Source organism: Pandoraea terrigena (assembly GCF_902459705.1).
Taxonomy (GTDB): Bacteria; Pseudomonadota; Gammaproteobacteria; order Burkholderiales; family Burkholderiaceae; genus Pandoraea; species Pandoraea terrigena.
In genome coordinates this window covers 148,307-173,249 of sequence record NZ_CABPRU010000004.1, presented here as the reverse complement: position 1 = coordinate 173,249, position 24,943 = coordinate 148,307, and the positions used below count along the sequence as shown (strand labels likewise).

Genomic DNA, 24,943 nt, shown 5'->3' with positions numbered 1-24,943 from the left:
GCGATGCTCAACTGCACACGTTCCCGCCGGTTGCGCTGCTCAGGCTCTCGCGCGGCAATGTCGTGGTGAACGGCGGCAACGTGACCGAAATCGGGACAAAGGGGATAAAGGTGTTGACGGTCAGTCCGGTATAGCTGACCGTGACAAGCGCGCAACTGCTGCTATCGCAGCCCGTCGGCGTGTACGCCACCTGGATATTCGCCGTGGCGAGTTGCGGCATCAGGCTGATCATCTTGGTCTCGACCGCGCTCGCGCCCAAATCGCAGACGACCGCCACGCGTGCCCCCAGGCGCGCCGCTTCCGACGCGGTATTCCAGTAGAAGAGAATGCGCGCGAACTCCATCAGGCCGATCAGCAAGGTAATGAACAAGGCGGAAACGAGGGCGAACTCGATCGCGGCGGCGCCGCGCTGCGCGCCGGGGCGGCGGGATAGGCGAGGGGGCTTCATAGCACTTGCCTCATGACGGTCTTGATATCGCCGAACGTCAGCCCGGAGAAGTTCAGAATCGCCTGGATCGGCGAGTACTGGTATCCCGAGATCTTGACCGATACCAGGTTGATGGTGCCGACCGACGTGCCGGTGCTGCCATTGTTGGTGGCGTCGTACACCATGTAATTCGCATACACCAGGTCCTGGCAACTGGGCGCGGTGGTACTGCTGCGATCGCAGACCACCACGTTCGATGTCGTCAGATTGCCGATCAGGGGTGTTCCGGTGCAGCCGGTATTGCCGTAGACGGCCAGGCACTTCGCCGCCGCGAGCGGGTAGTTCGGGTCCTCCGGCGAAAACTCGGACAGATAGCGCGTGGCGTTGCGAACCGATTTGGTCAGGGCGTCGTACTGGTAGATGGCGTGCCCCAGCTCGACCATCCCGCCGAACAGCACAAGCAGCACGGGCAGCACGAGACCGAACTCCACCGCGACCACCCCGCGCTGGTTTCCCGGACGATGACGTTGGCGTGTCATGGTCGTCTCCTATTGCACGAGAACCGGCACCAGCGGCCCGACGGCGCCGATCGACCCCGGCGTGCCTTGTGTCGCGCACGGACTGCCGACGTCGCCCGCCTTCCCGCGATACTCGAGATGGACCGAATCGATATCGCCACCCTGCTGCATCGGATCCAGCAGCAGTACGCAGGCCCAGCCGGTGAGGGGGAATATGGCACCGCCGCTGCCTGTCCCGGGGTTCGAGCAGTCGACCATCGGCGCAATTGGCAACCGCCGGTCCGCACCCGCCTGATAGACCGACTTCGCTGCGGCCGTCCCTTTGGTCTTCAGACCGGTAACCGAATCGCCCTGATACGCCACGTTGTTTTTGCGCTGCGTCACGAAATCGTTGTAGGCGTTCGCCTGCGCTGTCCATGTCGTGGCGTCATAGGCGAAGCCTGTGAAGTCCGTGACCGACGTGCCGTCGTTGGGCGGTGTCCCGCCCTGGTAAATGCCGAAGCGCGTGTTGTAGGCGGTATCGAGCGACGCCTTGTTGCCTGCCGTGCCGACTTGGGTACCCACTACGGGCAGGTCGCATTGCCCCGACCCGGTGAGTTCGCCCGCAAGCGATGGCGTGCCGCTGTTTCCGCTGCCGGTGAGGTTCGCCCAACCGAAATCGCCGCCCGCGTAAGTCCCGGTGCTACTGTCACCCTTGCCGATCAACCACTGGCCGACGCTGTAGGTGGCCGCCGGCGAAAATTTCGACGGATCGCAAACAAAGACGGGGATGGCGCATGTCGTCTGTGCCGGTGTCGTGCTCGCAACGGCGCGCGCCGACACCGAACTGGGACCGATATTGACACCCGGCAGCACATTGAGGACCTCGATGAGCCAGTTGGCAATGCCGGTCATCGAGGTGGTGCACTGAACGTACTTGATACTGGCCACCGACCCGGTCACGCTGCCCTTATCGACATAACTGCCGGTCGCCGTCGTGCTGTACGTCACGCTGCTATCGACCGTCATCGTCACGGGAATCGACTGGAACAGCGCGTTGTTGACATGTCCTGCGGCGATGCCGGCCGCTTCGGACACCGACAGCGGTGTTGCGCCGGTCAGGTCCCGGGCGGCCGACAGTGCACAGGCATCGGCACTGTTTTGCAGTTCGCTGCGCGTGACGTAGAGCTTGCCGAGATCAAGTGCGAGACCGGCGAAACCGATCAGGACTGCCAGCATCAGCCCCACGACGATCGCGATGGCGCCGCCTTCGCGCCGCGGCATCCTGCCGCGGGCACGGTGTCGAGTCTGGTGGGTTCGCATGATGAGCATGCCTCGCTTGAGCGTCATGGGGATTGAGTGTCGCGCGACCGTGCGCGATGTCCGCGTTACTGACCGGTATCGCCAGACGGGGGGGACATGGCCGCGCCGCCACTGCTCACGCCGATGACGAACGGGCTGGCCGTCGGCGTTGGCGTGCGCAGCGACTTGTCGTAATTGTTCATCGCGGCCACTGCGGCACGTCCGTCCGTCCCGCGCGTGTCGTCGTCTGTCGGCGGCCCGGGGTGCACGATCTGCGCGTGCATGACGTTCCTCACGGCCTCACCCATATGCGCGTCCCAGATCGGCGACGAACTCATGCAGCCGGCAAGTGACAGGCAAACCGCACCGCTCGCGCCGAAGGCGGCGCAGCGCAACATCATCGTGGTGACTGTTTTCATGATGGTTCCCCGGAATCACGATTCTCAATGGATATAAAGCTGCTGCAGCATGTCAACCGATGCGGTGCGCTGGGTCGCGCCGGCCTCGGCCGCGACGCTCACATCGCGGCGCCCGCCGTTCGTCGCCGGCGCGGCTGGGGCACTCGACAACGACGTGCCAGGCGCCGCGCCTACCGAAGGACGTGCACCGTCGGCGGGCGGGGTGACGGGCGTCTGTTGCGAACTCGACGGCGGTACGCCCGGTTGCGGCGGCGGTGCGGCGGGGGTGTCCGGCGTGGGTGATTGCGCCGGTGCCGGTGCCTGGACGGGTGCCACGTTGCGACGTCCTTCCATATTGCCGGTGGCGTAGATGTCAAGGGCGCTGGGCGTCGTGAAGCTGTCCGTCGGCAGCGGCGGGGCCGTCGCCGTGCGCAACGGCTTCACCAGATGCGGCGTGATGATGAACACCAGTTCGGTCAGGTCGTTCTGGAACGACGTGCTGCGCATCAACGCGCCGAGCACGGGCACTTCCCCGAGTCCCGGGACCGCTTTGAGCGCGCCGCTCACGTTGTTTTGCAGCAGACCGCCGATGGCGAACGTCTCGCCGTCACGCATCTGCACGGTCGTCGATGCACGGCGTGTCGTGATCAGCGGCAGGATGTTCACGCCGCTAACGTTCGTGGACGTGAGCGTCACGCCGGTCGGCGACAGCTCGGAGACTTCCGGCGCCACCTTCAGGTTGATACGATCGCCGTCGAGCACCGTCGGCAGGAACCGCAGGGCCACGCCGAACTCTTCTTGCTGAAGCGTGATCGTGGTGGTGCCATTGGAACTGCTCTGCGGCACCGGGATGAAGATCTTTCCGCCGGACAGGAAGCTGGCTTCCTGTCCGGAGAGCGTCACCAGATTGGGTTCCGCGAGAATCTTCACGAGATTGTCGGTCTTCTGGGCGTCCAGCGTCGCGCTCAACGGCAGCCGGTTCGATTTGGCCGCCGACAGGGCGGCCCCCGCGCCGGACAGCAGACTGCTCACGATCCCGCCGGTCCAGCTGCCGAAGCCGCCCTGGAGGTTCAGTGCCGAGCCCATCTGGTTGATGAGGGTCTTGGAGACCTCCGCGACCTTAACTTCCAGCATGACCTGTTGCGGCGCATCGACCGCCATCATGTTCAGTACATGCCCTTCCACCTTGCCGCGCTTGGCGTACGCCTTTGCGATCTCGACCACCTGCTGGGCGGTCGCTGCGTTCGACACACGGCCGGCCAGTACCAGGTCACCGCCCGCGCTCGTCACGCGCACGTTCCGTTCGTCGGGCATCAACTGCGCGATCGCCGCCTGCAAGCCGCCGGCATCGCTATTGACGGCGACGTTGATCACGTCGCAGCTGCCGCTGCGTCCCTGCACGATCATGTTGGTCGTGCCGACCGCGAGACCGAGCAGATACATTGTCCTGGGCGATACCATCGCGGCCTGCACCACCGACGGATCGCCGAGCGAGCGGTTGCGCACCGGCTCGTCGAGCTGAAGTATCGTCGACTTCCCGATCGGTACGACGACGTCCCGGGTGCTACGCAGGTTGCCCGTGCAGTTGGGGCCGCGCACGTTCACGGCCGGTTGCGCGGGGGCGGACGGCGCCATGCTGATCGTCATCTGCACCGGCCCGCCGGCGGCGAGCGGTCTGCCCTGCGACGGCGCCCCGTGGGCAATGACACCGTACTCCGCAGCGGTCTGCGCCCCGGCGTGCGACATTGCGACGAGCGCGCAACCAGCAACCGCGGCGATGGCCATGCGGCGGGCCTGACGAGTTTTGCGAATGATTTTCATGATGTTCCCCCGGGGTGGCGCGCCTTGACGCGCAGTTCGGCATTGCCTTGTGTCTGCGTTGACCGGTTTGTTGTAATCAGAAGCACTCCACACCGCCGTGCGTACCCGACAGCACGCCCACGCAATCGCTCATGCGTGGCGTCACGGGCCGCGAGGGCTTGCGTACCGCGTGTGCGCGCACGGGTTCCCGGGCGGCGACCGGCGGTGCCACCACCGGTTCGTTGAGCAGGGTCATCTTGGTCGCGCCCGTGGTCACCAGCGGCGCGCGGTCGACCTGATTGCGCAGTACCAGCGACAACGTGCCGACACTGCGCGCGAGGTCGAGCTTCTCCGCCTGGTCAGGCGTGACTTCGAGCGTCACGGCGTTGACCACCTTGGGCGCGGTATCGTCGCGGCTGACTTGCTGTGCCACGGCGAGCACGAGGATCTTCTCGAGCACGATCTTGGAGATGCTTTGATCGGCCGGCCCCTTGCGTTCGGTCTCGCTGGTGTTGACGATGACGTCGACGTAGTTGCCGGGCAGCGCGAAGCCGGCCACGCCGACCACGTCGTTGACGCGTACCGTGATGGCTCGCTTGCCCTCGCCGATGACCGCTGACAGACCGCCCCTGGTCCCCTGCGGTGCCAGCTTCGATTCGAGAATCGGCTCGCCGCGCTGCATGCCCACGCGCGCGACGCGGCCATCGAGCAGCTTGGGATCGTGGAACGCGCCTGCCGGAATGCTGTCGGCGGGCCAGTTGGTCATCTTGATGAGTTCGGCATTGATCGGTTGGCCGAGGCCGACGTCTCCGGCCGCCACGGCGACAGAGGTGACCGAAGCCGCGGACTGACGGGATAGCCATTGGGCGGCGAACACCACCGAGGCCAACCCGGCCACGATGGCGATCAGCAGCATCGATAACGCTTTCGGGTTTTTCATGATCTTTGCTCCTCAGTGATGATCGAACGGTGTGGCGAAGGGGGCGTCGCCAAGCGAGCGCATGCCATCGTCCTGCCAACTTCGACGCGCCCGGTGATTCATGTCGAAGTACCGTCGCCACGCGTCGTCGAGCAGGTCCGGGGTGACAGTCATCGCGCCTTCCATATAGCGGCACTCGGCTTCGACGAGCAGCAGCAGGTCGCGCGGATAGCAGGCCATCAACGGTGTGGCGGACATGCCGTGAAGCCTTTGCGTCAGGTATTCGAAGGCATCGTCGCCTGCGGCGAGCCCAAGGCGTCTGCATTCGGCGTCGAAGATGCGGCGGTACGCGTCGGGCTCCATCGCCCCCACGTAGAGCTTGCATCCCAGCCTGCGCAGGAAGGGTTCGTCGCAAAGCTCCCACGGATTGATGTTCGACGAGAACACCGGCCAAACGTCGAACGGCACGATGAAGCGGCGTCCGGTGTTGAGCGTATGGACATCGATGTTGCGGTCCAGCGGCACGATCCAGCGATTGGCCAGCGCCTGTGGGGGCGCCATCTGGCGACCGAAGTCGTCGATGATGTAGATGCCGCCATTGGCTTTCATGTGCGGGGGCGCCTGGTAGAAACCGGTGGAGGCGTCGTAGCAGACCTCAAGCATGTCGAGCGTCAGCTCGCCGCCCGAGATCACGAGCGGGCGTTCGCACCAGACCCAGCGGCGGTCTCGCAAATGCGCTTGTCCGGCCACACTCACGTCGGCCACCGGAACATGCACGAGCGGATCGAACACCTGGATAACCTCCCCCGACACCGAGATGGCGAAGGGAACCGGCGCCGTGCCCTGAAGCAGCGTGCCCAGGCGCTCGGCCAGATAGGTCTTGCCGCTGCCCGCCGGGCCGAACAGCATGAGGGGGCGTCCGGCGTTGAGCGACGACGCGATCTCGTCGAGCAAGCGCGCGTCCAGCGTCGTGCCTTTGAACGATTGTTTGACAAAGGTGCGCTTGACCTGCAACTTGCGCACCGAGTGGGTCCGAACCGAGGTCACATACGCGTCGAGCGTCACCGGTGCCGGTCCGACGTAGCTGCACAGGTTCATCGCTTCGCGCGCCCGGGTATGTCCCGCATCGGTCAGACGCAGATGAACGTCCGCGTCGAGGGCGCCCCGATGGGTGATTTCCATCAGGTGCTCGCGCACCATGAAGGCGACAAGCTCGTCCAGGACGCTTAGCGGGAGCTTGAGACTGTCCATCAGTGCCAGCAGGGTTGTCCTGCCGCTGACGAAACAGGATTTGCTGACGAGATCGACAAGAAACGACAGATCGAGTCCCGTATCCGCCACCGACCGGAGCGCCGGTGCTGCGTCGTGGCCGTTCGCAAAGTGCGACGACCTCAATGGCGACATGCCGTCGTTGCCTTGCGGCGTCGTTGAATCGGTTACGCTGTTTTGATCCATGATGCGTACCCCGTGACCGTTTCCGTGTTGTTCAGGCCTGTGCAAACAGGACGCCAATCGTGCCGAGTGCGATCGCCAGTCCGTAGGGAATGGCGCCAACCGATGCCGCAGCGGCCTGCCTGCGCGGCCCCCATTGGCCGACGATGGCGCGCGTATTGCTGAGGAGTTGCCCGACGTTTCCGCGCAAGAGTGACAATCCGACGCTCCAGATGCCGCCGAGCACGAAGGTGGCGATCGCCACGTCGAAGGCCTGATGCGCGCCGATCCCTGCGCCGACGGCCATCATCAGCTTCACATCGCCGGCCGCCATGCCTCGCAGCAAGTAAAACGGCAGAAACATCGCCAATCCGGTCAGCCAGCCAAGCGTCCAAGCGACGCTGCCGTCGAGCCAACCGTGTGTCCAAATCTGTATCGCCAGCGCGGCGAGCCATGCGCTCCCGACCAGGCGATTGGGAATGCGTCTGGACTGCCAGTCCCAGGCAGCGGCCACGACGACGAGGGTCACCGTGCCGAATGCGCTCAGGTTCGGTGCCATGAATGTGCTGTCATGCATGATCGTTACCTCGCCTATCGTTCGGAGTCCGCGTCTCGTGCTCGCGCGGGAAAATAGTGCGGGTGACCGGGGGGGAGCGGGGTTCGCTCCTGGAGGCCACCCGCCTTGACATCGGCTCACTCAACCATTCGCCGACGTCAGCGCAGAACCGATCTTGCTGAACGTCGAGTTGAGCTGCGTGCCGACAATCGTCACCGAAGCGAGGATCACGACCGCGATCAATGCGGCAATGAGTCCGTACTCCACGGCGGTGACACCGCTTTCGTCCTGGATGAAGCGTTGGCCAAGCTTGACGATGGTTTTCATGACAATCTCCTTGCACTTGAGTTGGCGAGTTATCCTTCGTTGGCACGACGGATAGGGGATGAAGGGCGACGCGATGCCTTGCGACAGTCCTTCGAAAACGGATAGATAGCGGCACGAGCCAGAACCCTGGGCGACGTGATGACGTGACAGGCGACCGGTGCCGGGAACACGGCGTGTTGAGGGGCGCGACATGACATGCCGCCACACGCCGAAAGGCAGGCTCGCCGAAGGCGCGGGGCTTGGGTGCCCGTGCGGACGCCCCCGGCGATCTGCTGACAAGCATGGATCAAGTCCACACATTTTCTGGTACCTCTCTCGGGCGACCGCATGGCTTGATGACTTGCCCTGCGGCTGTTCGCCGGCGCCGTCTCACCCCGCGAGATCCTCATCTCGCTCGGACCGGTGAGATCTGCCGCGTACGGCTACGATCTTCAACCGGTCCGCCCCGTGATTGAGCGGCACGCCAGAGACAGTGCAAGAGACAGGCCAGCTTCCCCCGGGAGGCTGATTCGACGGCCTTCTCGCGGCTCCTCGCATCAGTACCGGGCTGCTAGCCAAGGAAGGTCTCGCGAAAAACGTTTCAGAACTGAAACATACAAGCGCAAACCCTGCCGTACCCACGTCTTTTTCGTTCGCCCGGAGAAACGTCGCTGTTCATCTTTTTATTGGTGGAAACCCTTTATCTGCATTCAAAAAATAAGGGGGATTGCGAGTCGGGAAACCAAGTAAATGAATTCACCGATAGGCGCCTTGGATAAGGGGTATTCCTAATAAAAATAAGAAAATTGGGCGAAAAAAAGATTCTTGATAACTGCCATGAAAGCCAATCAGAAAGCCAATCTTCATGAGGTTTCATGTTTGAAGAAACGAGCGATTAAATGCCGAGAGTCGCTATTGGGCGTTGGTTGTTGAGCGTCCTTTCTTGGCCGAAAAAATGAAATATAAAAATTCGTAAAAAATGAACCAAATTTGAAACGCCAGGTATTAACTTGACCTAAGTTACGGATTGTTTAGGAGAAACACTGACTTGAAATTTGATTAGGAAACCGCAAACAATGGTCTTCACAAAGCGCACGTCATCCCAAGCCGTCAGAAACGACACGCGTCACGAACTGCACCGTGGCGACGCACTGTCAAAGGAAAAACGAAGCGGCACCGGATTCACGCAAATATTGCGTTGAAGTGATCTTTCGGGGGAAACACCATGAAGGCTAGACGCCGGACGGACGTTCATCGTGCATGCACGCTCATGCGGACCGGCATCGGGGCGCGCGCAGGTGGCAATGGCGAAGCACCGGTTCACTGGCTTGATGCGCGACGCTTGAGGCTGTACCCGCTCGCTGCGCTCACTTGCTACGTCATCCTGGCGATCGGATGGATCGTCCGTCGAGCCGTCCTTCATCAGCCTGACGTGCCACCGTTCGCGCTCGACTTCCTGCCGTTCTGGAGTGCTTCCTATCTCGGACTTCACGGACACGCGCTCGATGCCTACGACGTCATCAAGCTGACGCGGGTCGAGACCCTGGTCGAGCCTTACATGCGTGACCTGAACGGCATCATGCCGTGGTTGTATCCGCCGACCATGCTGCTGCTGGTGCTGCCGCTCGCATGGCTGCCTTACTGGATGGCGTACGGGGTTTTCGCAATCGGCGCGCTGCTGCTGTTTGTTCGCGTTGTCCGCAAGATCGCGCCATGGCCGCAGGCGATCCTGCCGATCCTCGGGTTCCCCGGCGTCGCGCTGGTACTCGTCGCCGGACAGGCGGCTTGCCTTACCGCTGGACTCGCCGGGCTCTCGCTCTGGCTACTGCGTCGACACGCCGCCTGGGCCGGGGTCTGTGCCGGTCTGCTGTTCGTAAAACCCCATCTCGCCATTCTTTTCCCGCTGGCCTTTCTGTGCTGCCGAGCCTGGCGCGCGCTGGCCGCATGTCTCGCGACAGTGCTGACGACCTGGCTGCTCAGTCTCGCGGCGTTCGGTCCGGACACCGTGCTGGCGTTCGTGCATGGCGTGCAGGTGGCGCAGGGGACCGTTGCCGAGGGACAGGCGCACCTGTTCAGAATGCCCAGCCTTTTCATCATGGCCCGCATGCTGCATGCGCCGATATCGGTCGCCTATGTCCTGCATGCCATGGGGGCGCTATCGGCGGTCGCGGTCGTCGCGAACGCCTGGCGCAAGCCATGTGCTTATCCCTTGCGGGCCGCCGCGCTTATCACGGCCAGCCTGCTGATCAGCCCCTATCTCTATGACTACGACATGGTGTGGCTCGGCCTGGTGATCGCGTGGCTATGCGTTCATGGCGTGACGCATGGCTGGCATGTCGGCGAACGCGAGTGGCTGGTGTTGCTCTGGCTCACGCCGCTGCTGGGCCTCGTCGTGGTGGACGCCGTCGGCTTCCAGTTCCTGCCGCTGGTCACGCTGACGACCCTCGCGGGCATCCACCGCAAGATCCGGTGCGAAACCCGCGCGCTGCCGACGCAACCGATCGGGGAGGCGACATCATGAACTGGCTCCGGATCAACGCCTGCGTTACGCTTGCCGCCGTCATCGGCTTGACCTTGCTGCAGATCGGCATCGCCCCCGGCAGCCTTGTCCTGCCGGCACTGGCCTGCGTCACGCTTGCCGGTGTGTGGATCGTCTATACGCACTATCGCCCGGACGAGCGAATTCGCACTGCCTGCTCCCAGGTCATCGTCCTGATCGTCTTCAGTCATGTAGCGGCGCTGCTCAGTTATGTCGTGGTCGCCACCGATGCACCGCTCGTTGACGTCAGCCTCGTGAAAATGGATGCGTGGCTGCATTTCGACTGGCCGACCTGGCACGCGTTTGTTCGTGCGCATCGGTTGCTCTCACTGGCGTTCGCACTCGCCTACGCCAGCGGCATGGTGCAGATCGCCTTCGTCGTGGTGTTCCTGTCGCTGACCGGACGGCTCGTCGAGGTGCGCGTGTTCTCGACGGCCATGGTGTTGTCTTGCCTGGTGACGATCGCCGTTTCGGGATTCGTACCGGCGGCCGGCGCCTTTGCGCATTTTGGGGGAGATCCGGCCAAGCTTGCCGATCTGACCCATTTCGACGCGCTTCGGCAGCATCGACTCCTGGTCGTCGATCTTGGGCAACTTCAGGGCCTGATCTCGATGCCGTCGTATCACGCGGTGCTGTCTGTCCTGCTCATCCACGCCGCACGTGGATCTCGGCGTCTTGCCCGGGTGTTCGTGCCCTTGAACCTGCTGGTGATTGTGTCCGCCATCAGCGAGGGCGGTCACTATCTGGTCGATATTCTCGCCGGCATCGGCGTCGCTGTCCTTGCCATCTTCGTCGCGCGCCCCCTTCTCGGCGTCGTGCCAGAGAAAATGATACCGGCGCAGAGCGTCCACGCCGGCTCGGGCGGTTCGTTGCCGCCCATCGCCCCTTCGGAACCGGGAGCCCACCATGCACAAATCCACGGATAAAAAGCGGATATCGCTCGTCGTGCCGTGCTTCAACGAAAGCGAAGCCATCGACCCGTTCTTCCGAGGCATTTTGCCGATTATGGAGGGCATGACATCGATCGCTTTCGAGATTGTTTTCGTCAACGACGGAAGCGACGACGACACGCTGGATCGACTGCTGAGCTATCGCAAGCGCGACGCACGTATTCGCGTTATCGACCTGACGAGAAACTTCGGCAAGGAAGCCGCGCTCACCGCCGGCATCAGCGAAGCAACCGGCGATGCGGTCATTCCGATCGACGTCGATCTCCAGGACCCGCCGGAGCTGATGGTGCGGATGGTCGCGTTGTGGGAAGAGGGTGCCGACGTGGTCCTCGCCAAGCGCGCGAACCGCGCTTGCGACCCTTATCTCAAACGGGTCACGGCGGGTATGTACTACCGGGTTCACAACTGGCTCTCAGACGTGAAGTTGCCGGAGAACGTCGGGGACTACCGTTTGATGGACCGGCGCGTGGTGAATGCGCTCAAACGCCTGCCCGAACGCCGCCGGTTCATGAAAGGGCTGTTTGCGTGGGTTGGATATCGGACTGCCGTCATCGAGTACGAGCGCCTGCCTCGCAGCGCCGGTCAATCGAAGTTCTCGGGATGGCGCTTGTGGAACTTCGCGCTTGAGGGCATCACAAGCTTCAGCACCTGGCCGCTGCGAAGCTGGACCTACGCGGGGCTTTCGATTGCCTTTGCCGCCTTTGTGTACGGATTGTTCATCATCCTTCGCACCTTCATCCTCGGCATCGACGTGCCGGGCTACGCGTCGTTGCTGAGCGTGCTCCTGTTCATCGGTGGCATCCAACTGATCGGTATCGGTGTCGTGGGCGAATACGTGGGCCGGATTTACGACGAATCCAAGGGGCGGCCTGTGTACCTGGTGCGACACCGGTATCAAGGCACCGGCAAGGTGAGCCATCTTCCGACCCAGGTGTTGCCGCGTCCGCGACATGCGGCGACACGCTTGCGTGACCATCGTATGCCCACCGTTTCCGCGAGGCGTTGGGGCACGCACTGAGCGCTTAGCGATAAGTCCAGTGGCGATGCATCAGGTACGTAACGGGGGGCACCGTGGCCACGACGGCGCCAATGCCGAGCCATGCGACGCCACCCATCGCCGCCACGGTGTGGGCAATCGCCGTGGTCATGCCCAGCCCGATCAGTGACACCAGCGCGAAGCGGGCGACGTTGGCGTGATCGATACGCGACGAGAAGCTCCACAACGTGTTGAGCAAATAGGAGCAGATCGTTGCGACGCAAAACGCCGCGGCGTTCGCGAACGTCGGCCCCACCGGCGTTGTCGCCAGCAATGTCGCCGCCGTTGCCACGTGCACGCCGGTCGATGCCATGCCCGACATCCCGAAACGAACGAAACGCCCCTGCATCACCGGGATCATGCGCTAGGGATTCGCGCGGAGCACCGCCAGCAGCGATACGCCGAACGGCAGGTCGATGTAGGGCAGGATCCAGCGCTCGGCACTGAAGATCCGATAGAGCGAGGTGTTGAGCCACGATGCCGGGACGGTGGTGCCCGAGGCGATTGGGGCGTGAAGGAGTCGATCTTTCATGCGCGCAACGACAGCCAGGGGGAACAGGGCGGTGTTGAAGTAGGTCACGCGTTCGATGGCGAGCCCGGCGGACTCGGCGGTCGTCGTCAACGTCTGCCGGCTATAACGCCGATGATGGTGCAGCATCACGTCATGCTGGCTCCACATCCACGCGTTCGCCGGCACGGAAACCAGAACCGCCCCCCCGGGCGCGAGGCGATCGCGAACACATCGCAGCGAAGCAACATCGGGCCCGATGTGTTCCAGGCAGTCAAAGAGGCAGATCAGATCGAAGCGGGTGCCGTCGAAGGGCATTTCGTCGGGGCAATGGCCTTGCCGAATGTCGAAACGTCCGCCGGTTTTTCGACGGGCGATAGCGCATGCCTCGGTGTCCATCTCGATGGCGTGGACACGCCCGTGAGCGGCCAGCATATCGAGGTTGCCGCCAGTGCCCGAACCGATTTCCAGAATCGCGGCATTCGCAGGCAATGACAAGCGATGGATGACATCGCCGAGAATGCTTCTGCGACCTTGGAACCACCAGTGATGGTCTTCGGTGCCGGCCATATCGAGATATGCTTCAGGCGACATGGCGCTTTCCTCCCGTGTGAGCCACCGCGCCGGAGTCTCGACGCGACTATGCGTTCAGTATAGGCAGGGGGACCAGCCGAAGCCAGACGTTATCGGGTAATCCTGATTCGATGCCGGAAAGCCCGATGTACAGAAGTGCCAATTTTTGATCTTGACCATTCGGCAGGATGGAGAGCCTCGCAGGACTACGGCGGTGAAGGTCGGCTACGCGCAGGCGTTCAACGCAGCCGCAAAGCGCTTGTCCGCGAGGTACGCAACGTTGAACCGGCAGTAAGCCGACACTTGCTCCCCCGTCGGCGAGAACACCGCGCCCGGCGCGAGGATGACACCATGTTCGATGAGCGCCGCGGCCAGCTTCATCGAATCGGACCAGCCCGGCAACGATGCCCACAAATACAGACTCTGGTCGCAAGGTCTATAGATTTCCGCATTCAAACGGGTGAGCGCGGTGATAGCCGCGCCCGTTGCGCGTCGCAGCTTCTCCTGGAGGCGATTTGTGTGCCGCAGGAAGTGACCGTCGCTGATGATCGCATCGAGTGTGCGTTCGCAGTATTCGGAGCTGCTTACGTGGGTGAGCATTTTCACGTCGGCCAGATCGCTGGCAAGCGCTGGGTTGCACGCAAGGAATCCGACGCGTAATGCTGCGGAAACGGACTTGGCGAAGCTGCCGATATAGATCGTGCGCCGCAGTTGGTCCAGGGTCGCGATGCGTGTCAACGAGCGTGGTCTCAGATCGGCAAGCGCGTCGTCTTCGACGATCGTCAGATCGTGTCGTTCGGCCAGTTGCAGAATGCGATGGGCCTTCGCCGCACTGGTATCGGTCGCAGTCGGATTATGGCCCACCGACTGCGTGAAAAAAAGCTTCGGCCGATACGTGACGAGATGCGCTTCGAGCTTGCCGATGTCTGGCCCGTCGACGTCGCGCGGCACGCCGACGATGTTCGCCCCACTCAGCCTGAGCTTTCCGAACAGCGGGTAGTACCCGGGATCGTCGACCAGAACCGTGTCGCCGGGCCGTACGAAGTAACGCAGCACCAGGTCCATTGCCTGATTGGCGCCGTGCGCGAGCACGATTTGCGACGGACTCGCGTCGATCTCGTAGCCTGCCAGTTTTTGCTGCAGCGACTGCCTCAGAGGCAGATAGCCGTAGCGGCTTCCATAACGGAACAGCGACGCCACGCCGGTGCGCACGACGCGTTGATGGTACTGATCGAGGCGCGTCTCTTCGAGCCATTCGACCGGCGGGAACCCCTCACCGAGATTGAGCACGTCGGGTTTGACCTGCAACTGCTCGCGCATCAGCCAAACGATATCCATGGCGCGATCGAGCGTCGATGGTTCATCGATCTCGTCGGTGGCTTTCACGCGCCGTGCCACGAAGAAGCCGGAGCCGCGCCGCGGCTCGATCAGCCCTTTCGCCGTCAGGTTGTCGAACGCGCTGATGACTGTGTTCTTCGAGCAACCGGCCGCCTCAGCGTATTCCCTAATCGAGGGGAGCTTGGCGCCAGCGGGCAGTAAGCCGTCCTCGATCTGTCTGGCCAAATTGTCTGCCATCGAGCTCGATAGGGTGCCCCTCTCATGCCGATTCCTCATTGTTGCTCCGCAAAATAAGCCGACCGTAATGGGTACAGTCATTCGACTGTCGTGGATAACTGTATCTTCAAAAAGGGTACACGGAGCCTATTATTCGTCCACTGACTGGCCACCGCAAGCAATAACGACCCTGCGGCATTCGACACAAAGGACAAATGAATGACCATCGATTCGACGCTTCCCAACTATCGTGCGCTGTCACCAGCGCAGCGTCTCGCACATCTCAGCAAGGCCGTTGGGCTTGACGATGCGGCGCACGCGCAGTTGGCCGAACCCGGCGCACTACCGCTCGACATCGCGAATGGAATGATCGAAAACGTCATCGGCACGTTTGAGTTGCCAATGGCTGTCGCCGGCTACTTCCAGATCAACGGAAAGGACGTGATCGTGCCGATGGCGGTCGAGGAACCGTCGATCGTGGCGGCCGCATCGTTCATGGCCAAACTCTCGCGAGTGTCGGGCGGTTTTCGCACGTCGAGCACGGGGCCCCTGATGCGCGCGCAGGTACAGATCGTCGACGTGTCCGATCCATACGGCGCGCGACTGTCGATCCTGAAGCACAAGGACGAGCTGATCGAACTCGCGAACGGCCGTGACAAGGTTCTGATCGGTCTCGGCGGAGGATGCCGGGACATCGAAGTGCATGTGTTTCCCGACACGCCACGCGGCGCGATGGTGGTCGCGCACCTGATCGTCGACGTGCGCGATGCGATGGGCGCAAACACCGTCAACACGATGGCCGAATCCGTTGCGGGCCGCATCGAGACGCTGACGGGGGGCAAGGTGCGTCTGCGCATTCTCTCCAACCTCGCCGATCTGCGGCTCGCGCGTGCGCAGGTCCGTTATTCCGCCGAGACGCTCGCAACCCAGGCGTATTCGGGCGAAGACGTCATCAATGGCGTGATCGACGCCTATCTGTTCGCGTCCATCGATCCGTACCGCGCGGCGACGCATAACAAGGGGATCATGAACGGCATCGATCCGGTGATCGTTGCGACCGGCAACGACTGGCGCGCGGTCGAAGCGGGCGCGCACGCCTACGCGAGCCGCAGCGGGCGTTATACATCGCTGACGACGTGGGAGAAAGCGAAGAACGGCGACCTCGTCGGGACAATCGAGTTGCCGATGCCGGTCGGCCTGGTCGGCGGCGCGACCAAGACGCACCCGCTGGCACGCCTGGCGTTGAAGATCATGGATGTGAAATCGGCGCAGGAACTGGGCGAGATCGCCGTTGCGGTGGGTCTCGCGCAGAATCTGGGCGCATTGCGCGCACTCGCGACCGAGGGGATTCAGCGCGGACACATGGCGCTGCATGCCCGCAACATTGCAATGTCGGCGGGGGCGAAAGGTGACGAGATCGACTGGGTCGTGAAAAAGATGGTCGCCGCGAAGGATGTACGCACCGATTTCGCTATTGAATTGCTGGCAGGGCCTCGTCATGCGTGAGCCGGTGCTACCGCAGAGCGTGAAGATCGTCGAGGTCGGTCCACGCGACGGGTTGCAGAACGAGTCGTCGATCGTGCCGAGTGCGACGAAGGTTGAGTTGGTCCGCCGGCTGGTCGCTGCGGGGGTGAGATGGATCGAGGCGGCATCGTTCGTCTCGCCGAAATGGGTGCCGCAGATGGCGGACGGCGCGCAGGTGCTGCGCGACATCGAACGCAAGGAAGGCGTCGTGTTCTCGGCGCTGGTGCCGAATCTCAAGGGACTCGATGCCGCGCTGGCGGCGAGATGCGGCGAAGTCGCCGTCTTCGCTGCGGCATCGGAGACTTTCTCTCGGAAGAACATCAATTGCTCGATCGCGGAGAGCATCGATCGCTTTGCCCCCGTCGTGGAGAAGGCCCTGGCAGCGGGCGTTCGCGTGCGCGGTTACGTTTCCTGCGTGCTGGGCTGTCCGTTCGAAGGCGACGTCGATACGGACCACGTCGCCGCGGTGGCTGCGCGGCTGTACCGGATGGGCTGTTACGAGATCAGTCTGGGCGACACTATCGGCACCGGCACACCAGTGAAGACGCGGCGCATGATCGATGCGTGCGCGAAGGATGTGCCGGTCGCAGCGCTCGCCGGACACTTCCACGATACGTGGGGCATGGCAACGGCCAACGTCTACGCTGCGTTGCAGACGGGTATCTCGACGTTCGACAGTTCGGTGTCGGGAATCGGCGGATGTCCGTATTCGCCGGGCGCGACGGGCAATGTGGCGACAGAAGACGTGGTCTATCTGTGCCACGAACTCGGTATTGCGACGGGAATCGAGCTTGCAGCACTCATCGACGCAGGCAGCTTCATTTCGAATGCGTTGAGCAGGACGACATCGTCGAGCGTTGCACGCGCGAGCCGTGCGCGTGAGGTCAGGCGTGCGTCGGTTTGAAAGGGATGGCGGGAAACACGCGAATCCCATAACAAATGCTTCAGAAAACGGAGGAGACAGATGGAACAGTACCGCGGACATTCCGCGACAACCGCTATGGTGCAACCGGCATCAACAATCCGCGCCGAGGAGACCTCTGCGCGCTATGCCGAGGTGTGGGGTGACACGGTCGATCTCCGGCATCTCGGAGGGGCGGTCGCGCTTGGCATAGGCATCAGCGTCGGGGCGTTTTTTGCGGGTAAGCATGTGCTGTCGGCGTTCGTTGCCGACGCGGCCATCGCGCGCGCTTACGCGATGCTCGTGGGACTTGCTGGCTGTCTGATGGCCGGCGCTATTTGCGCATACCTGTTCAAACCGAAGCGGCTGGTCGTTGAGCACGCGACCGACGAGTCCGAGCGCATGCGCGTGCTGCAATTACTTGCCGCAGAATCTGGCGGTCTGGGAACCATCGACGATCTTTCGCCGTCGGCTCGAGCCGAGATGGAGGAACTCGGTCTGCTCGAACTGTTTGCGTCGGCGGAAAAGCGCTGCGGTGACGATGTTGCGATTCAAGGAGAACGTCAATGAGTCCGCTCGTCCATCAAATCGTCGTCGCGCTCGGCATGGGTCTGATCGGCGCGATCGTTTTTTCGGGCATCGGTCTGATCTCCGGCACAGACGAAACAACGACCATTGCGCCGCTCACCTTGCTGGTCGCCTTGCTCGGGGTGCCGCCGGCGGGCGTGTTCACGTTCTTCATGGCCGGGGCGGTTGCCAAGCATATGACGCACTCGATTCCTACGGCATTGCTGGGCATTCCCGGCGACACGATGGCGGCGCCACTGCTTCAGCAGGCGACGATGCTGCGCGCACTCGGCGTGCCACATATCGCGCTGCGCAAGATGACGTCCGGTGCGATTATCGCGGCTTTTGTCGCGGTTCCGCTGGCGGTCTTGTTTGCGGTGCTGCTTGCACCGTTCGGCGGCGCCATCGCCAAGGCGGCGCCGTGGGTGTTTCTTGCCGCTGCGATCGGTATCGCCTACTTCTCTGCGGGCCGCTTGGCGTCCGTGCTGCTGTTGATTCCGTTCGTGTTGCTGATCGTGGGTCTGCAGGCGTTGACGGGCACGTACGGCGTAAAGCTGAGCGTGAGCTATTTTCTCGGCATTGCCATCGGCCCATTGATCGCTGACCTGTTTGCCGTGCTGTCTCCGGTCGAGCGCCGTCGCATGCGTCGCGAACACCGTTCGACGTTTTCACTGGCGCCGGATGTGAAGGGGTGGAAGGGTTATTTTCCCAATCCGTTTCGGGTGCTGGATCGGCAGCAGGCGGGATGGACAATGGCGACCGCTGCTGTTTCAAGTGCGACGTTCGTATTCAGTCCGGTCGCCATGACGGTCGTGATGGGGGAAGTCGTCGGCGCGCGCATCAAGCACGCGTATCAACGGCTGACCACGGTCATCGCGGCGAGAAATGGTGTGACGGAGGCAACGTATATCGCTGAGGCGCTGATTCCGCTCATCGCGTTCGGCCTGCCATTGAGTCCGGTCGCTGCGGGACCGGCCGCGCCGCTCTTCAACGCGCCGCCGCGCTTCTTTGTCGATGCATCGACGGGGCATGTCAACAACCTGCATACGCTGATGTCGAGCTGGGAATTCCTCGGCTACGGACTGCTATCGGTGCTGCTTGCCGCGTTAATCGCGTATCCGCTCGCCATGAACTACGCGCACCGTGCCGCATCGATCGTGGCCCGAAAGCTGAGTCACGAAGCCATCATCGCGACGTTTGCCGGACTCATCGTCGTCATCAGCGTGTGGGAGGGGCAGCTTCTCGGGCTGGCGGTCATCCTGACAGTGGGGTTGTTCGGCGGACTGCTGTCGCGCATGTTTGCTTTCAATACCGGTGTGCAGTTCATGGGCTATTACGTCGCGGTATTGAGTGTGCCTGCGCTCGTCAAACTCTTCTGAAAGTCGTCGATCGACAGTGGCGATGGCCGTTCCAGTGAGCGGCCAAATCGCTCGGGCCAGGATCTTCTGTCAGTCGGTTATAGACTCTCCAGGAAATCATGGGAACTCCAGTCAACCCTGGTGCAGACGGTGATACTGAGCCTCGAGGAAACGCCGGATGTCGATAGTTCGGTAATCGAAGCACTGCGCATATTCTCTGCGGAATTGACGTCGCGTGGACAGCGGCTGCTCCTGGTGCGGCTTAAGCCACGCGCGCTGACTGTGCTCGAGCGAGCGTCCGACCGAAAATAGCGATGGCGCCCTTGTGCTTCAGCGGCAAGCAAACCGCCCCCGGCCAGGTCGAGCCAACCTGGTCCGGAGGAAAGCACTTAGAACTGTTGCAGGATGTATTGATCGATCTTCGGCGAGCCCGACTTGAAAAGCGTATCGATCCGCGAGTTCAGCACGTACACGTGACCATCCTTACTGACAGCGGCGGTCGGCATCGACTGTTCGCTTTTCTCGGTGCGCACAATCGCTGCGGTTTGCCAACCATCGTTCGACACAAGCTCGACGGTCCTGTCCACTCCCGCGTTTTGCACGACTACCAGATGCTTGCCGTCGATCAGATCGAATCCGTCTGCGCCTTTCAACGGCTCTGGAAGCTTAACAAGCGCGATCTTCGTCGGATCGTGGATGTCCACGCGGAACAGGTCCCCGGAGTTGTAGTTCCCGATCAGCAGGTAGCCATCGTGATGGAAAGCGATACCGTTCAGGTTGAACCCGTCGCCGGTTTTGAATCGGGGGTCCTGCGCGAAGATCGATGCCTGGCCCTTTGCGTCGATTCGATAGACGACGGGCGAAAAGCTGTCGGTGACATACGCGTTGCCATTGGCGTCCAGCGCGAGATCGTTGGCAAGGTGAGCCCCGGGGTCGATACTCGAAAGATCGTAATACGCGAGCGGCTTACCTGTCGTTGCGTCGTAGGTGGCGACAGCGGCCAACTTGCCGTGCGTGGCCTCACTGGTTCGCTCGCCAGCGCCCGGATCTGAGTTCGTGACCCACAGAACGTTACGTTGATCGTCTACGAGCAGGCCCAACGTCGACACAAGGCGATCGTCGTGAATGAACGGGGTGTAATTACCTTGGGGCGTCACCTTTCCGATCGTGCCGTGCCGGACGGAACCCACCATGAAACGGTGCTGGTGTGCGGACCAAGTGATGCTTTCCGGATACGTCTGCTCAGCCGTGAACGTGATATCACGAGCCGTGGCGATGTTCGAAGCAAGCAGGCTTGTCGCGGCCAGTGCCATAGCTGCCGATACCTTGCGTGTGTTCAAGAGCGTATTGAACTTGTTCATGATCGTCTTCCTTTTATTTGCGGCGCGATGCCGTTGAGTCGATGGCGCTATTGTGCTTTTGCGTTAAAGGCTCAACAATGAGGGGGATTGCAAATTAAATTTGCAATAAACGCAAACACTTAGGTGAAGGGATGCTGAAAGATCTGGAGGTGTTTGTGGCAGTCGTTGCCGCAGGAAACTTTTCAACGGCGGCGCTCGACCTGGATGTGGCCGTGTCGTCGGTGACCCGCCGAATCGAGGGCTTGGAGCAGGCGTTGGGCGTTACGCTGTTTCGGCGCGGTTCGCGAAAACTGGTGTTGACGGATGCGGGGCAGTTTTTTCTGGGAACGGCGCGCAACGTGCTCTCGGAACTGAGCGAGGCACGCGAGGCCATGTCCAATAGCGATGCTGAACTGCGAGGGCAACTGACGGTCGCAGCACCAGGCGTGTTTGGCCGCATGCACGTGGCGCCAGCGGTGCAGTCGTTTCTACGCACCTATCCCGGGATAGAGGTAGATCTCAGGTTGAGCGACAGGTTGATCGACCTGTCGGTAGACCGCGTCGACATCGCCATACGGATCGGGCGGCTGACGGATGGGGAACTCATAGCGTCACATCTCGCTCCGCTGCGGCGGCTGCTTTGTGCGTCCCCGGGATACCTTGAAAAGTACGGGCGCCCGGAGACGCTGAAAGATCTGCTCGATCACGAATGCCTCACGGTGTCGTCGAAGCCGACGCCGCGCGGGTGGTGGACTTTTCCCGGTCTGAACCGGGGGGCCCCGTTGCCCATTAAAGGGCGGCTGCAATGCGACGACACCGAGACGTTGCTCGACGCCGCGGTCGCGGGGTTCGGCATTGTGCATCTGGCTACGTGGCTGGTCGATGAGCGTTTGCGACGTGGCGAACTTGTCTCACTGTTTCCGTCAGAGGACGGGAGCGCGGCGAAGGATGCCCCAGCAATCCATGCAGTCCGTCTTCCCGGTCGATCACATGTGAAGAAGGCCCGTCTCTTTCTTGAACATATGCGCGACCATGTCGGGACCCCTCCCTACTGGGATCAGACGTCCTCGCGTGGGCCGGAAGCGACGCGAAACCGGTAGCGCTCGACAGAGTCGGTCGGACGCCGCGTCCAGGGAGGCTAGGCCTTGCGCAAAATCTCAATCGCCCAATCGACAAATACACGGACCTTCGACGCTAGATGTCGGTTGGCGGGGTAAGCCACGTGGACCGGAATCTGGGCGCCGTGCCATTCTGGAAAGAGTCGTTGTAAAGCGCCAGATTGCAGATGAGGTCTCACCAGGAACTCGTAGGTGGTGAGCACGCCGAGACCAGCAATACCCGCGGCGAGCGCCGCGCCGGAGTCGTTGAGCGTGATCTGATAGGCACCGTGTACGTCAATTACAGCGTCGCCCATTGCGAGCGGGAACACAAGGTCGCGACCGGTGCGCGGTGATGCCATTCGCACGATCGTATGGCCCTGGCCGAGATCGGAAGGGGCTTGCGGTGTGCCCTGTCGGGAAAGGTATGCCGGCGCTGCACAGGTCACAAGCGTCAGCGTACCTGCGGGCCTCGCAATAAGCGAGTCGTTGAGCAACGGTCCCAGCCGCAGCACACAGTCGAGGTTTTCGGCAATCAGGTCCACCGGCCGATTTCCCACATTCATGTCGACCTGTACATCCGGGTAGCGCGCAAAAAAATCAGGCATCGCCGGTATGACGACGTGCTGGGCCAGCGAACTGGGTAGCTCGATCTTGATCTTCCCCTTCGGAGAGCGAATCGCACTGAGCACGCTGCCGTCCAATGAGCCAACTTCGTCGAGTACGCGTACTGAACCTTCGTAATAAACCTGACCTTCCTGGGTCAGGGTGAGTCGTCTGCTGGTTCGATGCAGAAGGCGCACACCCAATTCTTTTTCGAGTTCCTGGACTAAACGTGTCACAGTTGACTTCGGCACACTCATCAGATCAGCCGCCCGAGTAAATGTCCCGGCGTCGACGACCCGAACAAATGCTTGCATCGCAGAGAGTTTATCCATTCATTGAGCCATTACGATGGGCCAGACGGAGAGCTATGACGACGGTCGGTTCGGCAGCAGCGCGTGCGCGCTGAATTCTCGCACACCCAATGTGTCAACGGCGGATAGTCGCGTCCGCGGGACGCGGCTTGCGTGTTGTTCCAGCGCACGACCCGGATGGCTTACGCCTCGCCCATGAACCGGACAAGCGCCTCGAAGGCTTCCCGGCGATTCTTCTCGAGCACCAGCATATGAGTTGCTTCCCCGAGTTCAAGCCAGCGCTTGTCGGTGGTGCCGGTGAGATGGAGGAAATAGTCTTGAGCCAGCGCAATCGGCACGTCAACATCCCATTCGCCGTGGATCAGGAGAACGGGCACCTCGATCTGGGCAGGGTCATAAAACGGCTTCCCCTTGGACCAGAATTCGCGAATATCCTGTACCGGTCCGTTAACAGCGCGCACCGATTGATTCGCACGAAGTTCCGCATCCGGTTCCGACCGAACTGTGTTTTCGAGCCAGGCTTGGAAGCCGCCGGCGGGAATCAGGGTATCGCGCTTCCATTGCGGTGCTGCGCCCACCCAACGCTCACGTGCGTCAGCGGCGCGCACCACACGGTAGCCGCCAAGTGGGCCGCCTGCATCCAGCGGAATCGGCTTGTCGCTGACCCACTGAGGCGCGATAAGTCCCAGCTTGCGAACCTTGTGTCCGTTACGCGCTGTGAAGGTACCTGTGACGCTGCCGCCCCACGACATGCCAATCACATTCAATCGCGCAATGCCCGACGTGCGTAAGACGAAGTTGACTGCTGTCGTGAAGTCGCGAATGCCGGACTCAGTTCGACCAAGCGGCTCACTTTGCGATGCCGGGAGGTCCATTTCCTGCGGGCGGGTGGAGTCGCCGTAGCCACGGACATCGACGGCGTACACGTCGAAGCCTGCCTGCGCCAGATAGTCCATGAACGAGTACCCTTCGAGGGACGTGTCGTAAAGGCTGCCCGATCCGTACGTTGCGCCGTGCATCATCATCACGGTGTGGGCGTCGTCGAACTTCTCCTGACCGGCGGGACGCTTGTTGCGGATATGGAGCTCAATGTCTGGCGTGTCGCTTGGAATCATGAAGTCGCGGACGTGAACTTCGGTTTTCTTGGTCATGATCTTGTCTCTGGAAAGAATGGGATTGATTAGCGCGGAATCCAGTTGAATCCGGTGCCGTCGCGTTCAACAACGCCAACCGAGGTGCCTGGGAAATGACTGCTGAAAAACGTGGCGTGATTGTTCGCTGCGAAATTCAGTGCCCAGTGGCGTGAGCGTCGCGCGTCGTCCTGGAACTCACAAAAGACCGAGTTCCAGTCAGGTTCGGCGACCTGCACTGGGTGATGCATGACATCACCTGAGAACAAGGCCAGTTTGCCCGCCGATTCAAGGCTGATCGACAGATGATCGAAGCTATGTCCTTTGGTCTGGTGGAAGGTGAAGCCCTCGACAGGCTGCTGATGCGAGGCATCGATCAATACAGCCTGACCCGCGTCCACGATCGGCTGCACGCTGTCAGCGAAGATGCCGGCGCTCGGGGTTTGCACATGCTCTTCGTTCGCATAGAACTGGTACTCGGGCGCAGAAAACACGTATTGCGCGTTCGGGAATGTCGGTACCCAGCGATCGCCGGCGAGCACTGTATTCCAGCCAACGTGATCGACGTGCAGGTGCGTGATGAGAACGAGGTCAATGTCGGCTGGTCGCACGCCCGCGGCCGCAAGCCGGCTCAGATACGGCGTTTCCAGCTGATTGAATACGGGATTCAGCGGGCGGTTTTTGCCGTTACCTGCGCCGGTGTCGATAAGGAGGGTCTTGCCACCAATCTGAACGATCCAGCTGTGTACGCTCAGCGCGACGTTCTGGCCGTCATCAGAGGTGTTTTCCGAGCCAATCCAGTGCGGCCGGGCGTCGGTCAGAACGGAGCGGTCGCGGTCAGGGAAAAGATAATCTGCGGGAATCTCTGGCAGGATGAGTTCGGTTACGCGAGTGACTGTCGCGTTCCCGATCTGATAACTGTGAATCGTGTCCATTTGGGGCCGTCCTGTGAAAGGCGCCGCGAAGAGGTATCGAGGCATGGACCGCATAGTGCCCGGCGCAGACCGGACAAAGAAGCAGGCAAGGGCGAAACCATCGTTGCGAAAACGCGAACGTTGGACGTCACCTCAATCGGGGAGCGCGATGGATGACCGCTGTCGGCTTCAGAGCAGTGACGTCCCCCGATTACCCCTTTGCCGGTTTTCAAGTCTTGCTGGGAAATCGTTGTGGGGGAAGGCGTTAGGGGAGGCGTTGCTTCGAGAAGCGGAAGGCGCGAAAGCCCGGACGCCCGCGTGTTTACTGGGGGCGGAAAACGGGTTGCTGAGCAAGATTTGGAGGGGTTTGGCGGCATGCGCTCCGAAAACTTCTTGATT

General features: G+C 61.8%; 24 protein-coding genes and 1 pseudogene. 9 read left to right on the top strand and 16 right to left on the bottom strand.

Translation table 11 applies throughout. From position 1 onward, the window contains the following. Nucleotides 1-7: 7 nt before the first annotated feature. The 9 genes from PTE31013_RS10990 to PTE31013_RS10950 all read right to left on the bottom strand — a co-directional run bounded on the left by PTE31013_RS10990 (nt 8) and on the right by PTE31013_RS10950 (nt 7,657). Nucleotides 8-448: a TadE/TadG family type IV pilus assembly protein gene (locus tag PTE31013_RS10990; RefSeq protein ID WP_150612837.1), complete on the bottom strand. Its 441-nt coding sequence runs from the start codon at nt 446-448 to the stop codon at nt 8-10. Continuing rightward, complete coding sequence (locus PTE31013_RS10985; protein WP_150612836.1) at nt 445-966, bottom strand: TadE/TadG family type IV pilus assembly protein; 522 nt, start codon at nt 964-966, stop codon at nt 445-447. The genes PTE31013_RS10990 and PTE31013_RS10985 overlap by 4 nt, the downstream gene beginning before the upstream one ends. A gap of 9 nt (nt 967-975) precedes the next feature. Beyond that, nucleotides 976-2,208 (bottom strand): pilus assembly protein TadG-related protein, encoded by a 1,233-nt coding sequence (locus tag PTE31013_RS10980; protein WP_150613040.1) that lies wholly within the window; start codon nt 2,206-2,208, stop codon nt 976-978. Between the two features lie 104 nt (nt 2,209-2,312). Further along, nucleotides 2,313-2,645, bottom strand: coding sequence for a hypothetical protein (locus PTE31013_RS10975; protein WP_246174279.1), 333 nt, complete (start codon nt 2,643-2,645; stop codon nt 2,313-2,315). Between the two features lie 24 nt (nt 2,646-2,669). Then, complete coding sequence (locus PTE31013_RS10970) at nt 2,670-4,445, bottom strand: type II and III secretion system protein family protein (protein ID WP_150612835.1); 1,776 nt, start codon at nt 4,443-4,445, stop codon at nt 2,670-2,672. A gap of 76 nt (nt 4,446-4,521) precedes the next feature. Then, complete coding sequence (gene cpaB / locus PTE31013_RS10965) at nt 4,522-5,364, bottom strand: Flp pilus assembly protein CpaB (RefSeq protein WP_150612834.1); 843 nt, start codon at nt 5,362-5,364, stop codon at nt 4,522-4,524. Between the two features lie 12 nt (nt 5,365-5,376). Further along, a complete protein-coding gene (locus PTE31013_RS10960) occupies nt 5,377-6,798 on the bottom strand; it encodes an ATP-binding protein (protein WP_150612833.1) in 1,422 nt (473 codons plus the stop codon). 31 nt (nt 6,799-6,829) lie between these two features. Then, complete coding sequence (locus PTE31013_RS10955) at nt 6,830-7,351, bottom strand: A24 family peptidase (RefSeq protein ID WP_150612832.1); 522 nt, start codon at nt 7,349-7,351, stop codon at nt 6,830-6,832. Nucleotides 7,352-7,471: 120 nt separating this feature from the next. Then, nucleotides 7,472-7,657, bottom strand: coding sequence for a Flp family type IVb pilin (locus PTE31013_RS10950; RefSeq protein ID WP_150612831.1), 186 nt, complete (start codon nt 7,655-7,657; stop codon nt 7,472-7,474). Nucleotides 7,658-8,861: 1,204 nt separating this feature from the next. Between PTE31013_RS10950 and PTE31013_RS10945 the strand changes: the two genes are divergently transcribed. Genes PTE31013_RS10945 through PTE31013_RS10935 form a run of 3 tightly spaced genes read left to right on the top strand, consistent with a single transcriptional unit; the run spans nt 8,862 to nt 12,143 of the window. After that, entirely contained in the window at nt 8,862-10,157 is a 1,296-nt protein-coding gene (locus PTE31013_RS10945) for a glycosyltransferase family 87 protein (protein ID WP_150612830.1), read from the top strand. Then, on the top strand, nt 10,154-11,101 hold the full coding sequence (locus PTE31013_RS10940) for a phosphatase PAP2 family protein (protein ID WP_150612829.1): 948 nt from the start codon (nt 10,154-10,156) through the stop codon (nt 11,099-11,101). Before PTE31013_RS10945 ends, PTE31013_RS10940 begins: the two co-directional genes overlap by 4 nt. Next, nucleotides 11,082-12,143, top strand: a complete 1,062-nt coding sequence (locus tag PTE31013_RS10935) for a glycosyltransferase family 2 protein (RefSeq protein ID WP_150612828.1) — start codon at nt 11,082-11,084, stop codon at nt 12,141-12,143. The genes PTE31013_RS10940 and PTE31013_RS10935 overlap by 20 nt, the downstream gene beginning before the upstream one ends. 4 nt (nt 12,144-12,147) lie before the next feature. On the opposite strand, the gene PTE31013_RS10930 is transcribed toward PTE31013_RS10935, so the two are convergent. The 3 genes from PTE31013_RS10930 to PTE31013_RS10920 all read right to left on the bottom strand — a co-directional run bounded on the left by PTE31013_RS10930 (nt 12,148) and on the right by PTE31013_RS10920 (nt 14,817). After that, nucleotides 12,148-12,522: a GtrA family protein gene (locus tag PTE31013_RS10930; protein WP_150612827.1), complete on the bottom strand. Its 375-nt coding sequence runs from the start codon at nt 12,520-12,522 to the stop codon at nt 12,148-12,150. A gap of 3 nt (nt 12,523-12,525) precedes the next feature. Further along, nucleotides 12,526-13,263 carry a class I SAM-dependent methyltransferase gene (locus PTE31013_RS10925; RefSeq protein ID WP_150612826.1) on the bottom strand — a complete coding sequence of 246 codons (738 nt, stop codon included), beginning with the start codon at nt 13,261-13,263 and terminating at the stop codon, nt 12,526-12,528. Between the two features lie 204 nt (nt 13,264-13,467). Then, the gene (locus PTE31013_RS10920; protein WP_425495557.1) at nt 13,468-14,817 is read right to left on the bottom strand and encodes an aminotransferase-like domain-containing protein; all 1,350 of its coding nucleotides are present in this window, start codon (nt 14,815-14,817) and stop codon (nt 13,468-13,470) included. 198 nt (nt 14,818-15,015) lie between these two features. On the opposite strand from PTE31013_RS10920, the gene PTE31013_RS10915 reads away from it, so the two are divergent. The 5 genes and pseudogenes from PTE31013_RS10915 to PTE31013_RS10895 form a co-directional block, all read left to right on the top strand. Then, on the top strand, nt 15,016-16,302 hold the full coding sequence (locus tag PTE31013_RS10915) for a hydroxymethylglutaryl-CoA reductase, degradative (protein WP_150612824.1): 1,287 nt from the start codon (nt 15,016-15,018) through the stop codon (nt 16,300-16,302). Next, nucleotides 16,295-17,224, top strand: coding sequence for a hydroxymethylglutaryl-CoA lyase (locus PTE31013_RS10910; protein ID WP_150613038.1), 930 nt, complete (start codon nt 16,295-16,297; stop codon nt 17,222-17,224). The genes PTE31013_RS10915 and PTE31013_RS10910 overlap by 8 nt, the downstream gene beginning before the upstream one ends. Before the next feature lie 60 nt (nt 17,225-17,284). Then, entirely contained in the window at nt 17,285-17,791 is a 507-nt protein-coding gene (locus tag PTE31013_RS10905) for a hypothetical protein (RefSeq protein WP_425495556.1), read from the top strand. Next, nucleotides 17,788-19,167 (top strand): tripartite tricarboxylate transporter permease, encoded by a 1,380-nt coding sequence (locus tag PTE31013_RS10900; RefSeq protein ID WP_150612823.1) that lies wholly within the window; start codon nt 17,788-17,790, stop codon nt 19,165-19,167. The genes PTE31013_RS10905 and PTE31013_RS10900 overlap by 4 nt, the downstream gene beginning before the upstream one ends. 120 nt (nt 19,168-19,287) lie before the next feature. Further along, a pseudogene (locus tag PTE31013_RS10895) lies at nt 19,288-19,449 on the top strand (STAS domain-containing protein); the annotation flags it as partial. Nucleotides 19,450-19,535: 86 nt separating this feature from the next. On the opposite strand, the gene PTE31013_RS10890 reads toward PTE31013_RS10895, so the two are convergent. Then, a complete protein-coding gene (locus tag PTE31013_RS10890) occupies nt 19,536-20,459 on the bottom strand; it encodes a gluconolaconase (RefSeq protein ID WP_150612822.1) in 924 nt (307 codons plus the stop codon). Between the two features lie 179 nt (nt 20,460-20,638). Between PTE31013_RS10890 and PTE31013_RS10885 the strand changes: the two genes are divergently transcribed. After that, on the top strand, nt 20,639-21,586 hold the full coding sequence (locus PTE31013_RS10885; RefSeq protein WP_150612821.1) for a LysR family transcriptional regulator: 948 nt from the start codon (nt 20,639-20,641) through the stop codon (nt 21,584-21,586). 38 nt (nt 21,587-21,624) lie between these two features. On the opposite strand, the gene PTE31013_RS10880 is transcribed toward PTE31013_RS10885, so the two are convergent. From PTE31013_RS10880 to PTE31013_RS10870, 3 genes are all read right to left on the bottom strand, one after another. Next, nucleotides 21,625-22,521, bottom strand: coding sequence for a LysR family transcriptional regulator (locus tag PTE31013_RS10880; protein ID WP_150612820.1), 897 nt, complete (start codon nt 22,519-22,521; stop codon nt 21,625-21,627). Between the two features lie 161 nt (nt 22,522-22,682). Then, nucleotides 22,683-23,651, bottom strand: a complete 969-nt coding sequence (locus PTE31013_RS10875; protein WP_150612819.1) for an alpha/beta hydrolase — start codon at nt 23,649-23,651, stop codon at nt 22,683-22,685. Between the two features lie 29 nt (nt 23,652-23,680). Then, nucleotides 23,681-24,565, bottom strand: a complete 885-nt coding sequence (locus PTE31013_RS10870) for an MBL fold metallo-hydrolase (protein WP_150612818.1) — start codon at nt 24,563-24,565, stop codon at nt 23,681-23,683. Nucleotides 24,566-24,943: the final 378 nt, after the last annotated feature.